We start from the raw sequence: 13925 nt of genomic DNA on the forward strand, positions 1-13925 counted from the left end.
ATCGTGACTGCTGACGCTCTGGGGGCCTGTCCATGTCGGTGATCGCCAGCCTGAAACGGCAGGCGGTGCCGATCCACCCCGAGGGCTACGTCTTCATCGGCGGCTTCCTCGTCGCCGCCCTGGTGCTCGACTGGATCTGGAGCCCGCTCGGCTGGCTCGGCTTCATCGTCACGGCCTGGTGCGTCTACTTCTTCCGCGACCCGAAGCGGGTGACGCCGATGCGCGAGGGCCTCGTCGTGTCGCCGGCGGACGGCACCGTGTCGTCGGTCGGCTTCTTCGTCCCGCCGCCCGAGCTCGGCCTCGGCGACCGGCCGATGCAGCGCGTGTCCGTGTTCATGAGCGTGTTCGACTGCCACGTGAACCGCGCGCCCCTGTCGGGCCGCATCCTCAAGGTGGCGTACAAGCCCGGCCTCTTCGTCAACGCCGACCTCGACAAGGCGTCCGAGGACAACGAGCGCTCCTCCATGCTGCTGGAGACGGGGCTCGGCCGCGTGGGCGTGGTGCAGATCGCCGGCCTCGTCGCGCGGCGCATCGTGAGCTTCGTGCGCGAGGGCGAGACGATCGGCGTCGGCGACCGCTTCGGCCTGATCCGCTTCGGGTCGCGCGTCGACGTCTACCTGCCCGAGAACGTCCGCGTGATGGTCGGCATCGGCGCCACCGCGGTGGCGGGCGAGACCGTGCTGGCCGACGTCCGGGCCGTCGAGGCGCCGCGCTCCTTCAAGGCCGGTTGAGATTGGGACCGACCGTGCCCCACGCGGCCGACGCCCCCGCGCCGGCCGACGCGGCTCTCGACGCGGCTCTCGACGCCGCCGACCTCGACGCCGCCGCCATCGTCGACCTGCCGCCCGAGCGCCTGGACCGCCTGATGGGCTGGGACCTCGCCTACGGCGTGTCCCTCGTCGCCGACTGGCTGATCCGCCAGGCCCGCGCCAAGGACATGCCGAGCGAGCGCATCGCCACGCTCTGCGGCAAGCTGCTCGCGCTCGGCCTGCCGCTCGACCGCTACGGCTCCTCGACCGAGGTGCTCGACGCCGAGCACGATTCCGTGTCGCGCCTGTGGGTGCGCGGGCAGGGCGTGACGACCCGCACCTACGTGCGCGTGGGCGACACCGATTCGGCCTACCGGAACTCCCCCTTCTACGAGGCGGCCTGGACGGGGCGGACCGTGGAGCTGCGCCTCGCCGAGACCGACGTGTCGCGCTTCGGCATCGTGGTCGAGCTCAGGGCGGACGGCTACACGCACTACCTGTGCATCCCGATCCCCCTGATGAACGGCGGCCACGGCTGGGTGACCTTCGCGACCAAGCGGGCGGACGGCTTCACGACCCCCGAACTGGCCGCCCTGGCGCGCCTGCTGCCCGCCATCGCCATGCTGATCGACCTGCGCTCGACCTGGCTGTCGCTCGACAAGCTGCTGCGCACCTACGTGGGCGACGAGCCGCACCGCGCCATCCTGCGCGGCGTCACCAAGCGCGGGCAGGTGTCGACCATCCGCTCCGCGATCCTGTTCGCCGACATGCGCGACTCGATCGGCCACACGGCCGATCTCGAGGCCGTCGAGGCCGTCGAAGTGTTCAACACGCTGTTCGACTGCCTCGTGCCGCCCATCGAGGACCGGCGCGGCGAGGTGCTGAAATACATGGGTGACGGGCTGCTGGCGATCTTCCGCGACGGCGAGGACGGCGACGCCGCCGACCGCGCGCTGGCGGCCGGGCAGGCGGCGCTCGACGCCCTGCGGGCCCGCAACCGGCTCCACCCCGCCGAGCCGCCGATCGAGGCCGGCGTCGCGCTGCACTACGGCGAGGCGGCCTACGGCAACGTGGGCTCGGGCCTCAGGCTCGACTTCACGGTGATCGGCCGCGACGTCGGGCTCACGAGCCGCATCGCCAACCTCAACCGCCCGCTCGGCCAGCCGGTGCTGATGTCGCGCGACTTCGCGGGGCGGCTGCACGGCCCGGCCGCCTACGTCGGCGCCTTCGCGGTGCGGGGCTTCAAGCAGCCCGTCGACGTGTTCCGGCCGGAGCGGACCGACGCGGCATGAGCGACGACCTCGACCTCGACCACGATGACGCGCTCGACCCGGTGCCGCCGGCGCTGCTACGCTCGGGCCCGCGCCGGCGGCGCTTCCGCAACGTGGTGCCGCTGCGCATCGTGCTGCCGAACCTCATCACGCTGCTGTCGCTCTGCCTCGGGCTGACGGCGATCCGCTACGCCACCGAGGGCCATTTCGAGCGCGCGGTGTTCTTCATCGTCGCGGCGGCGGTGTTCGACGGGGTCGACGGCCGGCTGGCGCGGGCCCTGAAAGGCACCACGCGCTTCGGCGCCGAGCTCGATTCGCTGGCCGACTTCGTCGACTTCGGGGTCGCGCCGGCGCTGACGCTGTATTTCTGGAACATGCACGAGTTCAAGAGCTTCGGCTGGTTCGCCGCCATGGTGTTCGCCATCGCCATGGCGCTCCGGCTCGCGCGCTTCAACGCCCGGCTCGACGACCCGGACAAGCCCGCCTGGGCGTCGAACTTCTTCACCGGCATGCCGGCGCCGGCCGGCGCCATCACGGCGCTGCTGCCGCTCTACCTGCACCTGTCGGCGCTGGGCTGGGTCTTCGAGCGCTGGGCGGTGGCGCTGGAGATCGCCTACCTGCTCGGCATCGCCGCCCTGATGGCCAGCACCATCCCGCACTTCTCCGGCAAGTCCATCCGCGTGCCGCGCGAGCAGGTCATCCCCGTGCTGTTCGGGGTCGCGGTCTTCGTGCTGCTGCTCGCGACCTTCCCCATGGAGGTGCTGGCCGGCGTCGTGATCCTGTTCCTCGCCCTGATCCCGTTCAGCGTGCGCTCCTACCGGCGCTACGTCCGGCGCGACGCCGGGCGGGCGCAGACGCCGGCCGCCTGACCGTCAGCGCTTCGACAGGCGCGCGGCATTGGCCTTGACCCTGCGGCGGGCGGGGCGGGACATGGCTTCGGCGATCTCCAGCGCGTCCTCCACCGCGCGGTGCGGCGCCAGGCGCGCGAGCCGCCTCGCCGCGACCCGCGCCGCCGCGGCCGAGCCCGCCAGGAGGCCTTCGCCGGCCGCCGCGGCCTTCTCGGCGACCATGCGGGTCGATTCGGCGGCCGTCATGGTGCCCGCCAGGAGCTGCGGCACGCGCACCGACAGCGTCACCGCCGTGGCGACCCCGGTCGCCATCGCGTCGGCCCACAGGCCGAAGGGCGTCGCCGCCGTCCGTCGCCGTCTCGCCATGGCGGGATCTCCTCGATCGGCCGCCCTCGCCGGGGCGTCTTCCGGGACGGCGCCGCCGTCCCCATCTCCGGTTCACAAACGCGGCGATCTCCAGTAGGGTCCGCCGGCTAGACGCGGTGCCTCCCGGCGCCGCGCCGCATGTCGCCGCCGTTTCGGCGGCGCAACGCCTCGTGGAGGACAATCCGCGGCGCTCGAAAGAACGGATCATATGGCGAAGGAAGAGCTGCTCGAGTTCCCCGGCACGGTGACGGAACTGCTGCCGAACGCGATGTTTCGCGTGAAGCTCGAGAACGAACACGAGATCACCGCCCACACGGCCGGCAAGATGCGCAAGAACCGGATCCGCGTGCTGACGGGCGACCGCGTTCTCGTCGAGATGACCCCCTACGACCTCACCAAGGGCCGAATCACGTACCGGTTCAAGTGAGGCCGGGCCGGTGATCGGCTTCGCACGGGAACGCGACCCGGCGCCGCCGCGGCTGATCCTCGCTTCCGCGTCGCCCCGCCGCCTGGCGCTGCTCCAGCAGGTCGGCGTCGAGCCCCAAGCGCTGCTCCCCGCCGACATCGACGAGACGCCCGAGCGCTCCGAGCTGCCCCGCGTGCTCGCGGCGCGCCTCGCAGCCGGCAAGGCGGAGGCCGCGGCCGCGGCCGCCGAAGCGCGCGGCGACCTCGGAGGCGCCTTCGTCCTCGCCGCCGACACGGTCGTGAGCGTCGGCCGCCGCATCCTGCCGAAATGCGAGACCCGCGACGAGGCCGAGGGCTGCCTGCGCCTCCTGTCGGGGCGCGCCCATCGCGTCCACACCGGCGTCACGCTGCTCACGCCCCGCGGCGGCCGGCGCCACCGCCTCGTGGAAACGCGCGTGCGCTTCAAGCGGCTGTCGGGAGCCGAGATGGGCGCCTACCTCGACAGCGGCGAATGGAACGGCAAGGCTGGCGGCTACGCCGTGCAGGGCTTTGCGTCGAGCTTCGTGGTCAAGCTCGTCGGCTCCTACACGGGGGTCGTGGGGCTGCCGCTCTACGAGACCGTGTCGCTGCTCGCCGGCGAGGGGTTCCCCGTCCACGCCGCCTGGGCGGGCCCGCGGTGAGCGGCGCCGCGAACGACAACGGCGGCGCGCCGCCGGCCGCCAAGCGCCGCTGCCCCATCTGCGGGCGCGCGGCGACGCCCGAGTTCAAGCCCTTCTGCTCGAAGCGCTGCGCCGACGTCGACCTGCACCGCTGGCTCGGCGAGGGCTACCGCGTGCCCGTCGAGATCGACGAGGACATGCGCGACAGCCCCGACCCGGAGTGAGCCGGGGCCGCCCCGCCGGCGCCCGTGCGGCGCTCAATCGTCGTCGTCGTTCTTCTTCGGGGCCGCGGCCGTGTCGGGCCGGGAGAACACGGCCTTGCAGCCGGCGCTGAGCTGCGGCTTGTGCTGGCGCAGGCACGCCGTGATGGCGTCCTCGTCCGGGATGTTGCTCGCGCAGAGGCGGTAGACGTCGGGCGTGCAGGCCAGTTGATCCTCGGCGCTGCCGGCATGTTGCTGGGCGAAAGCGGCCGAAGGGGCCGCCATCGCGCAGATGAGGACTGCGTAGGCTGTCAGTTTCACCGCTTCGATGCCTTTTTGTTTCTGTTCGGCGTCAACGCGGGCTGTGCCGATTTGATCCGGCGGCGGCGAGGTCGTCCGCCGTCGTCAGGCTTTACGGATCGTGAACTGCGAGACGCGCGCGTCCCGCGTCGCGTCGAGCAGGGTGTCGCCGGTTTCCCGCACGAGGTTGGGGATGTCCAGCCCCGCCAGGGGGTCTGTGCAGCGCACCACGAGCAACTGGCCGGGACGCAGGCCGAGCAGCGCCCGGCGGGTCCGCAGGACGGGGAGGGGGCACTTCAGGCCGCGCAGGTCGAGCGTCTCTCCGGTCTCCACCCCGTCGCCGTCCGCCATCGCCCGCGCCCCGCCCGTCCTCACGCCGTCGCTCCGACCATGCCTCGTCCACAGGGCCGTCGAAAGGGCCTGGACAAGCCCGGGCGCCGTCCGTATAAGCCCCTCAGTCGCGGCCCGGACGGGCCCCGAGACGCCCGAGTAGCTCAGTTGGTAGAGCATGCGACTGAAAATCGCAGTGTCGGTGGTTCGAATCCGCCCTCGGGCACCACTAAACCCATCTGCGGGAATAGTAGGTGCTCTACAGTTTCAGCGATGTCGAACTCGACCGGACCGTTCTTGCGGCGCCGATAGACCTTGATGTGGTCGACCGCTTCTTGCACGATCCCGACTGCTTCCGCGTTCTTCCCGGCCGCCAGGGTTGATGCGAGCGTGTCGACCTCCGCTATATAGCTCTCGATGGTACGCGGGTGCAGCGTGACTGCGTCCGGAGTCTCCATCGCTTCGAGCCGGCGCGCCAAGGAGCCATTCTCCGCTTCCAGTTTCGCCAAGTGACGGCCCACCTCAGACGCGGCGACGTCGCAAGCCGCAATGGCATCTACCAGGCGGTCGATCTGCCGACGCAACTCGCCGCGCTTCGGCTCGACGGCGTCGCCTACGCGCTAGAGCCAGTGGACGACGAGGACGACCAGAACAGGCGGCTGCGGCACGCCGAGCAGCTGATGCTGTGCATGGTCGACGTGCCGGCCGTCGGCCTCGCCGGCGTGAAGGCCAAGGCGAAGGGCTACCTCGACTCGCTCAGCTACGACGTGCTGGAGAGCGCCGCCCTGGCGCAGTCGCTGGCCGAGGACGCCGAGCGCGTATGCGGCGGGGTGCTCGCATGACATCCGTCGTCTCGTTCGACCTCGCACGGGCCATCCAGCGGTACGCGGCGGCCTCACGCCGCGCCGACGCCGCGCCGGCCTGCGACGCGGCCGCTGATGAGGAGCACGGCGCCGCCGAGGCCTTCGCCGCAGCGCTGGACGGCATGTCGTCGCCCGACGACGTGGCCGCCGTGCTGGCCCACGCCGAGGACCAAGCGGGCCGCGCAGGGGAGCCCAGCGCGCAGGCGGTGGTGCTACTCAGGCTGGTGGCGGCGCTGGCGCGGCGGGCATTCGGAGAGCCGGATTGCAGCCTGAGGATTTCTGCTCAAGTTGAGCGGAAACTGGGGGCGCCCCGTCCGGCTCCGTCGGGGCGCTTTCGAAACTGCTTCCGATCGTGCGATCCTCATGGCTGGAGGACGCAAGCATGGGACGAACTGTCTTTTTCACGAGTCGGTGCATCGGCGATCCGGTCCGGACGCTCGACGTCCGGTGCGACTTCTTGCAGTTCGAGCCGCGGCCCAACGTCGTTCAGCGCGGGGCAGGGGGCGACGTGCAGATGTCGATCATGCCGCCCGTCGTCATGCTGGCGAACGTTGACGAGCACGATTTAAGCGACCTCAAGGCCATCATCTGGACGGAGATCGCTTGGGACGACGAGCACGGACGGCGACAACAGCGCATGCTCAAGCTGGCGGAGTTGTGCGGCGGGGATCTGCGATGCGTGGTCGGCTGAAAGCCGGATCGAAAATTACGATACGACGTCGCTTCCGACATGCTTTCGATGCTAGGCCGTGTGGACGAATTTAGAGCAGCAACGCTTTTGGGGATTCCCTTGCTGGCTCAGGTCTGATTCTCATGCCCCGAGGCATTCGGGGGGTGAGATCGATGTCGACGCGAATGACGGAGCAAGACTGGACGCATACACTCGCGGTGTTCCGCGCCTGCCTTCCCCGGCGGGGACGGAAGGCAACAGATGATCGGCTTTTTCTTGAAGCGCTTCATTTTTTCAGCGTCGAAAATGTTCGCTGGCGCGCTTTGCCCGAGTGCTTCGGTTTGTGGAACAGCGTGTGGAAGCGGTTTGATCGGTTAAGCCAGGCCGGCGTGTTCGAAGCCTTCTTCGACACGCTCGCGTCGATGAGCGACACCGCTCATCTCGTTCAGATGTTCGACTCGACTATCGTGCGCGCCCATGTGTCGGCAGCCGGCGCAAAAGGGGGCAGCACGGACAAGCCCTCGGTCGCTCTCGCGGCGGCTTCACCACGAAGATCCATGCCAAGTCCGACGCTTCCGGCGACATCATCGCCTTTGATCTGACCGGCGGTGAAGCTTCCGACGGGCGACACTTCGAAACCCTGCTCGACATCGGCCCCGATCTTCAGCCCCGTGCCGTGATCTGCGACAAGGGCTATGCCAGCAAAGCCAACCGAGACGCCGCGAGGACGCGCGGTATCGCCCCTGTGATCCCCCACAAAGCGAACGAGAAGAACAAGCCGGCCTTCTTCGCTCGCACCCTTTACAAGGCCCGGGCCCGCATCGAGCAGGGCATCGGTCGGCTGAAGCGCTTCAAGCGCGTCGCCCTCCGATGCGAGAAGACCGCAAGAAACTTCCGATCCATCGTCGCTTTCGCCGCAGGACTGTGCTTGGTCAAATTCGTCCACACCGCCTAGATTTTCCGGAAGCAGCTACTGCGCGATTTGAGAGCTAAGCTGCTGACTTAATTTGGTGGGTGATGTAGGGCTCGAACCTACGACCCGCTGATTAAGAGTCAGCTGCTCTACCAACTGAGCTAATCACCCGAACCACCGGGGCGCTGTCTGCGCCGCCGATGAGCGGGGTATAGGGGGGAGCGTCGGGGCTGTAAAGCGGTTTTTGCCGGAAAGCCCGCGGCGGCGGCAGGCGCCGCGGCGGGCTGTGGATAAGTCAGCCGAGCTTCATGGCGCTCTGGGCGGAGCCGCGGCTCGACCAGGCCTGCAGCTTGTTCAGCGCGGCGAGGTAGGCGCGCGCGCAGGCCACCATCGTGTCGGGGTCGGCGCCGCGGCCCGTGAAGGCCCGGCCCTCGACGCCGAGGCGCACCGTCACCTCGGCCTGCGCGTCGGTGCCCTCCGTGACGGCGTGGATCTGGAACAGCTCGAGCTCCGCCGCGTGGGGCTCCAGCGCGCGGATGCCGTTGAAGATGGCGTCGACGGGGCCGTTGCCGGTCGCCTGGGTGGTGCGGTGCGCGCCCTCGACGGCCAGGGTCAGCGTGGCGGTCGACGGGCCGGCCGTGCCCGAGATCGAGGTCAGCGCTTCCAGCGTCACGCGCTCGTGGGCGCTGCCGATCTCCTCGTCCACGATGGCGACGATGTCCTCGTCGTAGACGTGCTTCTTGCGGTCGGCGAGGTCCTTGAAGCGCTTGAAGGCGTCCTGCAGGGCGTTGTCGCCCAGGGAATAGCCGAGGTCGCGCAGCTTGTCCTTGAAGGCCGCGCGGCCGGAATGCTTGCCCATCACCAGCGAGGTCTTGGTCACGCCGACGCTCTCCGGCGTCATGATCTCGTAGGTTTCGGCGTTCTTCAGCATGCCGTCCTGGTGGATGCCGCTCTCGTGCGCGAAGGCGTTCCGGCCGACGATCGCCTTGTTGTACTGCACGGGGAAGGAGGTCACCGCCGACAGGCGCTTCGAGGCGCGGGTCAGCATGGTGGTGTCGACGCCGGTCGCGTAGGGCAGCACGTCGCGCCGGGTGCGGATCGCCATGACGACCTCCTCCAGCGCGGCGTTGCCGGCCCGCTCGCCGATGCCGTTGATGGTGCACTCGACCTGCCGGGCGCCCCCCTCGATGCCGGCCAGGGTGTTGGCGACGGCGAGGCCGAGGTCGTCGTGGCAGTGGACCGAGAAGACCGCCCTGTCGGCGCCCGGCACGCGCTCGCGCACCTGCCGGAACATCGACATGTATTCGGCCGGCGTCGCGTAGCCGACCGTGTCGGGCAGGTTGATCGTGGTGGCGCCGGCGCGGATGGCCGTCTCGACGCAGCGGCACAGGTAGTCGATCGGCGTGCGGGTCGCGTCCATGGCGGACCATTCGACGTCCTCGACGAGGCCGCGGGCCTGCGCCACCGTGCGGGCGATGATCTCCACCACCTCGTCCTCGCTCTTGCGCATCTGATGCGCGAGGTGGATCGGCGAGGTCGACACGAAGGTGTGGATGCGGGGGCGCTCCGCGTGGCGCACCGCGGCGCCGGCGCGGGCGATGTCGCCCTCGATGGCGCGGGCGAGACCCGCCACGGTGGCGCGCTTCACCTGGCGGGCGATCTCGGAGACGGCCTCGAAGTCGCCCTCGGAGGCGATCGGGAAGCCGGCCTCGATGATGTCCACGCCCATCTCGTCGAGCAGGTGGGCGACCTCGATCTTGTCCTCGAAGGTCATGGTGGCGCCGGGGCACTGCTCGCCGTCGCGCAGGGTGGTGTCGAAGATCAGGACGCGGTCGGACGCGGGGGAGGTCTGAGTCATGGTGAGGCCTGGAAGGGCGGGCGCGGCGACGCGGCCCGGGAAAGGATGGGATGGTGGCTCGCGCGATCCCCTGAACGCCCGGGCACGGAGCCCGGCCGGCGCTCAGGGGCGGCTAAGGAGAAGGGCGAGCGGAAGGGGGGCGGCGCGGCGCGCCACCTGCAGTCGGGTCGGATGGTGAGCGGAAGCCGCCACGCCGTGCCTCGATCGGGCCCGAGCCGGACGTCGGGCCATCGCCGACCGCATAAGGCGCCGCGGGCCGAAGATCAAGGCGGCTTTTCGCGCGTCGACCTCGGAGGAGGCGCGGCGGGCGGCCGCGAACGAAAAAGCCCGGGCGCGAGCCCGGGCTTGGATCGGTGCCGGAGACGGAAGCCGCTCAGGCGGCTTCCTCGACGTCGCCTTCGGCATCGTCGGCCTCGGCATCCGCCTCCACCTCGGCCTTGGAGCGGCGCGGGCTCTTCTGGAGCTGCGACTCGATGAGTTTGAGCACCTCGGTGTCGGTCAGCTTCTGCACGGCCGCGATCTCCCGCGCCAGGCGGTCGAGCGCCGCCTCGTAGAGCTGGCGTTCGGAATAGGACTGCTCGGGCTGCGCGTCGGAGCGGTACAGGTCGCGGACCACCTCGGCCACGGCGATGAGGTCGCCGGAGTTGATCTTGGCCTCGTATTCCTGCGCGCGGCGCGACCACATGGTGCGCTTGATGCGCGCCCGCCCGGCCAGCGTGTCGAGGCCCTTCTGCACGGCCTCGGGCTCGCTGAGCTTGCGCATGCCCACGGAGGCCACCTTCGGCAGCGGCACCTTGAGCTTCATCTTGTCCTTGGCGAAGGAGATGACGAAGAGCTCGAGCTTGAAGCCGGCGACCTCCTCCTCCTCGATGGCCACGATCTCGCCGACGCCGTGCGCCGGATAGACGATGAACTCGCCGGCCTTGAAGCCCTGGCGCGACCCCGGGGCCTTGGCCACCGATTTGCCCGATTCGGCTTTCACCTGTTGCGCGCCCGGCTGGGAACGGATCGTCTTGGACGGAAACCCCGGACGGGAGCCCGGCGAGCCGAAGGAGGACTTGGCGCGCGGCGGGGCGACCTTCTCGGCGGCAACCGGCGTGGCTTCCGCTTCGACCGGGGAGGGGGCTGATTTCTGAGTCACGTTGATCCGTTCGCTGTTGCGGGCCGGGTTCGCCCGCCGTGGCGAGCCACGCGGGTGTTCCAGGGCCGTTCTTCTGTGTCGTCAGCTTCCGAAGGACGCGGAACGCGAAAGAATGCGGCCCGGCCGAGTTCGGCGTTGAAGAAGCCGGAACGTCCGGTTAAGCATGACCCCCGGAGGCGCCCCGCAGAGGCCCCGACGAGCGGCGCCGTTCACCGGATCGCAACAGCTCGCGCTTATCGCCGATCGCCCGTGACCCTAACAGCACAGTGCTGAAAAATCAATGAGGAAACGGCGCCCGATCGCGGAACCAACAGCGGACCTGCCGTAAGGTCAACAGGTTTCCGCCGGCGCTCACGCGCTCCGCGCCCTGGCCTCGTCGACCCAGGCGACGAGCTGCCGCCGCAGCGCCGCGGGATCGGCGACGCGCGCGGGAAACGCGAGCCGCAGGGTGCTGTCCCGCCACCCCAGGTCGATGCCCTCCGGGTCGAGGCCGACGATGCGCCAGTCCCCGTCCGGCGCGCCGCAGAGCGCCGTGGCGTAGAGCTTCAGCGCGTCCGCGTGGTCGGCGTTCATGTGGTCGAGCGAGCGATCGGCGGCGTCGAGCAGGGCTTCCGCCCCGGCCGTGTCGGTGACGAGGTCGGAGGCGCCCAGCATGTTGATGCGGCCGAAGCCGCCGATAATGCGGGCCCCCCGCATGTCGAGCCGCCAGAACGAGAAGTCGCCGAAGTCGACGTAGAGCTCCGCCTTCGGGTGGCGGCGCAGGAAGCGCGAGCGCCAGGCAGCGCGCTCCTCCGCCGTGGCCTTCACGGCGCGGGCCGTGACGGTCAGCCGCGGGTGGACCAGGGGGTCGCCCACCCCGGCGCTGTCGAGCAGCAGCGAGCAGCGCGGGTCGGCCATCAGGTGCTGCGTGTGCACCGCCAGGGTGGAGAGCGGCAGCACCGGGCTGCCGTCCGGCAGCGTCGCCACGGTGACGAGGCTGGCATAGGGGTCGCCGTCCGCCGTCAGGGTCGCCAGCGCGCCGGAGCGCACCGTGCGCAGCAGGTGCCGGGCTTCGGCGCGCGGGTCGTAGCGCTGGTCGCCGGGTCGCCCGGCCGGCGGGGCGGGGTCGGCGGCCGGGGGAAACGCGTCGTCGCTCATGAGCCCTCACCGCCTCCCGACCGTGACGTCAGTTCGTAGCATGGCGGGCGATGAAAGTCCTGAACCGCTCGGAGCCGGCGCTGCCGAAGAGGTCGCAGGGCGGCCCCTCGCAGTCGACGAGCCCTTCCCGCAGGAACATCACGCGGTCCGACACCTCGCGGGCGAAGCCGATCTCGTGCGTCACCACCAGCATGGTGCGGCCTTCCGCGGCGAGCGCCCGCATCACCCGCAGCACCTCGCCGACGAGCTCCGGGTCGAGCGCCGAGGTGGGCTCGTCGAACAGCATCACGTCCGGCCGCATCGCCAGCGCGCGGGCGATGGCGGCCCGCTGCTGCTGCCCGCCCGACAGGTGCGACGGGTAGTGGTGGCGCTTCTCGGCGATGCCGACCTTGGCGAGCAGCTCCTCGGCCTCGGCCACGCAGTCCGCCTTGGGGCGGCCGAGCACGTGCACCGGGGCCTCGATGACGTTCTGCAGGATCGTCATGTGGCTCCACAGGTTGAAGCTCTGGAACACCATGCCGAGGCGCGAGCGGATGCGGTCGACCTGGCGGCGGTCGGCCGGCCCCGCCTTGCCGTCGCGGCCCCGCTTCATGCGGATCACCTCGTCGCCGAGCCTGACCTCGCCGCTGTCCGGCGTCTCCAGGAGGTTGATGCAGCGCAGGAACGTGCTCTTGCCCGAGCCGCTGGCGCCCAGGATCGAGATGACGTCGCCCCCGTGCGCGTCGAGCGAGATGCCGCGCAGCACCTCCAGCGCGCCGAAGGTCTTGCGCAGGTCCTTGACCGAGAGGGCGCACGGCTTCTGCGGGGCATGGGTCATCAGGCGGTCCCGAGGATGGGCGGCGTGTCGAGGCCCGGCAGGGCGTCGGGCGGGCGGCGGAGGTGGGGCGACAGGCGCCATTCGACGAGCGCGATCGCGCGCGACAGCAGGATGTTGAGCGCGAGGTAGATCGCGCCCGCGCAGAGGAAGACCTCGATGGCGCGATAGGTCTCGTTGTTGACCGCGGCGGCGATGAACATCGTCTCCTTCAGCGTCACGATGGAGGCGAGCGAGGTCGCCTTCGTCATCAGGATCAGCTCGGTGCTGTAGCTCGGCAGCGCCTGGCGCAGGGCGATCGGCGCGACGACGCGGCGGAACACCAGCCCGCGCGGCATGCCGCAGGCCCGCGCGGCCTCGACCTGGCCCTGCGGCACGGCCGCCAGCGCGCCGCGGATGATCTCGCTCGTGTAGGCGCCGGTGTTCAGCGACAGGGTCAGCACCGCGCACCAGAACGGGTCGCGCAGGAACGGCCAGGCGAAGCTGTGGCGGACGGCGGGGAACTGGCTCAGCCCGTAATAGACGAGGAAGAGCTGCACCAGCAGCGGCGTGCCGCGGAACACGAAGACGTAGGCCGTGGCGAGCCCGCGGGCGACCCGGCCCCGCGCGCGCATGAAGGCGATCAGGCCGGCGAGAACGAGCCCCGCCGCGGCCGAGGCGAGGAAGAGTTTGAGCGTCAGCGGCAGGCCGCGGAGCAGCGCGAGCGACGTGCCGCGGAGGAAGTCGAGGTCGATCACGGGCGTCGCGCCGAGCGCGTCAGGCGCCATTCCGCCCGGTCGAAGAGCAGCGTCGAGCCCGTCGTGAGGGCGAGGTAGAGCAGGCCGGCGGCGATGTAGAAGCTGAAGGGCTGGTGCGTCGAGCCGGCGCCGATCTGGCTCTGGCGCAGCAGCTCGACGAGGCCCGTCACCGAGATCAGCGCCGATTCCTTGAGGGCGAGCTGCCACACGTTGCCGAGGCCGGGCAGCGCCACGGCGAGGATCTGCGGCGCGAGGATGCGGCGGAAGCGCAGGAGCGCGCCCATGCCGAGCGCGCGGGCCGCCTCCCCCTGGCCGCGCGGCACCGCCAGCGCGGCGCCGCGGTACACCTCCGCCTGGTAGGCCGCCGAGGTGAGGCCGCAGGCCAGCGACCCCGCCAGGAAGGACGGCAGGCCGAGGAAGCCCTGCACGCCCATCGCGGCCGCGGCCTCGGTCACGAGGGCGCTGCCGCCGAAGTAGACGAGGTAGATGACGAGCAGCTCCGGCACGCCGCGCAGCACCGTCGTGTAGGCGTCGGCGGCGGCGCGGAGCGCGCGACGGTCGGACAGCTTGGCGGCCGCGACGGCGGCGCCGAGGGCCGCGCCGATCAGCATCGCCGCGACCGTGACGGCGAGCGTCATCAGCGTGGCTCGCAGCATGGCGGCGC

General features: G+C 70.6%; 20 protein-coding genes, 2 tRNA genes and 1 pseudogene. 12 read left to right on the top strand and 11 right to left on the bottom strand.

The features are described 5' to 3' along the window. Window positions 1-32: 32 nt before the first annotated feature. From L7N97_RS19915 to L7N97_RS19925, 3 genes are read left to right on the top strand one after another with little or no spacing between them, the layout of a single operon-like run. Complete coding sequence (locus L7N97_RS19915; protein WP_237480020.1) at window positions 33-731, top strand: phosphatidylserine decarboxylase; 699 nt, start codon at window positions 33-35, stop codon at window positions 729-731. A gap of 14 nt (window positions 732-745) precedes the next feature. Continuing rightward, window positions 746-2041: an adenylate/guanylate cyclase domain-containing protein gene (locus L7N97_RS30350; protein ID WP_237480021.1), complete on the top strand. Its 1296-nt coding sequence runs from the start codon at window positions 746-748 to the stop codon at window positions 2039-2041. After that, window positions 2038-2889, top strand: coding sequence for a CDP-alcohol phosphatidyltransferase family protein (locus tag L7N97_RS19925; protein ID WP_237480022.1), 852 nt, complete (start codon window positions 2038-2040; stop codon window positions 2887-2889). The genes L7N97_RS30350 and L7N97_RS19925 overlap by 4 nt, the downstream gene beginning before the upstream one ends. A 3-nt stretch (window positions 2890-2892) precedes the next feature. On the opposite strand, the gene L7N97_RS19930 is transcribed toward L7N97_RS19925, so the two are convergent. Further along, window positions 2893-3234: a hypothetical protein gene (locus L7N97_RS19930; RefSeq protein ID WP_237480023.1), complete on the bottom strand. Its 342-nt coding sequence runs from the start codon at window positions 3232-3234 to the stop codon at window positions 2893-2895. 208 nt (window positions 3235-3442) lie between these two features. On the opposite strand from L7N97_RS19930, the gene infA reads away from it, so the two are divergent. The 3 genes from infA to L7N97_RS19945 are packed head-to-tail and all read left to right on the top strand — an operon-like array spanning window position 3443 to window position 4522. Further along, on the top strand, window positions 3443-3661 hold the full coding sequence (gene infA, locus L7N97_RS19935) for a translation initiation factor IF-1 (protein WP_129218220.1): 219 nt from the start codon (window positions 3443-3445) through the stop codon (window positions 3659-3661). Window positions 3662-3671: 10 nt separating this feature from the next. Next, complete coding sequence (locus tag L7N97_RS19940; protein WP_237480024.1) at window positions 3672-4319, top strand: Maf-like protein; 648 nt, start codon at window positions 3672-3674, stop codon at window positions 4317-4319. Next, complete coding sequence (locus L7N97_RS19945) at window positions 4316-4522, top strand: DNA gyrase inhibitor YacG (RefSeq protein WP_237480025.1); 207 nt, start codon at window positions 4316-4318, stop codon at window positions 4520-4522. Before L7N97_RS19940 ends, L7N97_RS19945 begins: the two co-directional genes overlap by 4 nt. A gap of 33 nt (window positions 4523-4555) precedes the next feature. Here L7N97_RS19945 and L7N97_RS19950 read toward each other — a convergent pair whose 3' ends face one another. Together L7N97_RS19950 and L7N97_RS19955 are read right to left on the bottom strand one after the other, a co-directional pair. Then, entirely contained in the window at window positions 4556-4819 is a 264-nt protein-coding gene (locus tag L7N97_RS19950) for a hypothetical protein (protein ID WP_237480026.1), read from the bottom strand. A gap of 84 nt (window positions 4820-4903) precedes the next feature. Continuing rightward, window positions 4904-5173 (bottom strand): sulfurtransferase TusA family protein, encoded by a 270-nt coding sequence (locus tag L7N97_RS19955; RefSeq protein WP_237480027.1) that lies wholly within the window; start codon window positions 5171-5173, stop codon window positions 4904-4906. 108 nt (window positions 5174-5281) lie between these two features. Between L7N97_RS19955 and L7N97_RS19960 the strand changes: the two genes are divergently transcribed. The 3 genes from L7N97_RS19960 (at window position 5282) to L7N97_RS19965 (ending at window position 5970) form a co-directional block, all read left to right on the top strand. Then, window positions 5282-5357: transfer RNA gene (locus tag L7N97_RS19960), tRNA-Phe, on the top strand. A gap of 25 nt (window positions 5358-5382) precedes the next feature. After that, window positions 5383-5511, top strand: a complete 129-nt coding sequence (locus L7N97_RS29870) for a hypothetical protein (RefSeq protein ID WP_255721695.1) — start codon at window positions 5383-5385, stop codon at window positions 5509-5511. A 126-nt stretch (window positions 5512-5637) separates the two neighbouring features. Further along, window positions 5638-5970 carry a hypothetical protein gene (locus tag L7N97_RS19965; RefSeq protein ID WP_237480028.1) on the top strand — a complete coding sequence of 111 codons (333 nt, stop codon included), beginning with the start codon at window positions 5638-5640 and terminating at the stop codon, window positions 5968-5970. Between the two features lie 53 nt (window positions 5971-6023). Here the strand turns inward: L7N97_RS19965 and L7N97_RS19970 are convergent, their stop codons facing one another. Further along, on the bottom strand, window positions 6024-6164 hold the full coding sequence (locus L7N97_RS19970; protein WP_237480029.1) for a hypothetical protein: 141 nt from the start codon (window positions 6162-6164) through the stop codon (window positions 6024-6026). Window positions 6165-6373: 209 nt separating this feature from the next. Here L7N97_RS19970 and L7N97_RS19975 point away from each other — a divergent pair, with 209 nt between their 5' ends. The 3 genes and pseudogenes from L7N97_RS19975 to L7N97_RS30580 all read left to right on the top strand — a co-directional run. Beyond that, window positions 6374-6682 carry a hypothetical protein gene (locus L7N97_RS19975; protein ID WP_237480030.1) on the top strand — a complete coding sequence of 103 codons (309 nt, stop codon included), beginning with the start codon at window positions 6374-6376 and terminating at the stop codon, window positions 6680-6682. A 164-nt stretch (window positions 6683-6846) separates the two neighbouring features. Next, window positions 6847-7263: a transposase gene (locus L7N97_RS30575; protein ID WP_428981011.1), complete on the top strand. Its 417-nt coding sequence runs from the start codon at window positions 6847-6849 to the stop codon at window positions 7261-7263. Further along, a pseudogene (locus L7N97_RS30580) lies at window positions 7179-7616 on the top strand (IS5 family transposase); the annotation flags it as partial. The gene L7N97_RS30575 and the pseudogene L7N97_RS30580, both read left to right, overlap by 85 nt. A gap of 53 nt (window positions 7617-7669) precedes the next feature. Here the strand turns inward: L7N97_RS30580 and L7N97_RS19990 are convergent. The 7 genes from L7N97_RS19990 to L7N97_RS20020 form a co-directional block, all read right to left on the bottom strand. Then, a tRNA-Lys gene (locus tag L7N97_RS19990) sits at window positions 7670-7745 on the bottom strand. Between the two features lie 124 nt (window positions 7746-7869). Continuing rightward, window positions 7870-9432: a 2-isopropylmalate synthase gene (locus L7N97_RS19995; protein ID WP_237480032.1), complete on the bottom strand. Its 1563-nt coding sequence runs from the start codon at window positions 9430-9432 to the stop codon at window positions 7870-7872. 373 nt (window positions 9433-9805) lie between these two features. Next, window positions 9806-10414 carry a CarD family transcriptional regulator gene (locus tag L7N97_RS20000; protein ID WP_428981012.1) on the bottom strand — a complete coding sequence of 203 codons (609 nt, stop codon included), beginning with the start codon at window positions 10412-10414 and terminating at the stop codon, window positions 9806-9808. A gap of 510 nt (window positions 10415-10924) precedes the next feature. Then, the gene (locus L7N97_RS20005; protein WP_237480034.1) at window positions 10925-11710 is read right to left on the bottom strand and encodes a HugZ family pyridoxamine 5'-phosphate oxidase; all 786 of its coding nucleotides are present in this window, start codon (window positions 11708-11710) and stop codon (window positions 10925-10927) included. A 28-nt stretch (window positions 11711-11738) separates the two neighbouring features. Further along, window positions 11739-12527, bottom strand: a complete 789-nt coding sequence (locus tag L7N97_RS20010) for an ABC transporter ATP-binding protein (protein WP_237480035.1) — start codon at window positions 12525-12527, stop codon at window positions 11739-11741. Further along, on the bottom strand, window positions 12527-13258 hold the full coding sequence (locus tag L7N97_RS20015; protein ID WP_428981063.1) for an ABC transporter permease: 732 nt from the start codon (window positions 13256-13258) through the stop codon (window positions 12527-12529). The genes L7N97_RS20010 and L7N97_RS20015 overlap by 1 nt, the downstream gene beginning before the upstream one ends. Beyond that, window positions 13258-13917, bottom strand: coding sequence for an ABC transporter permease (locus L7N97_RS20020; protein ID WP_255722247.1), 660 nt, complete (start codon window positions 13915-13917; stop codon window positions 13258-13260). The genes L7N97_RS20015 and L7N97_RS20020 overlap by 1 nt, the downstream gene beginning before the upstream one ends. Window positions 13918-13925 lie beyond the last annotated feature (8 nt).

The organism is Lichenibacterium dinghuense, assembly GCF_021730615.1.
GTDB classification, from domain to species: domain Bacteria; phylum Pseudomonadota; class Alphaproteobacteria; order Rhizobiales; family Beijerinckiaceae; genus Lichenihabitans; species Lichenihabitans dinghuensis.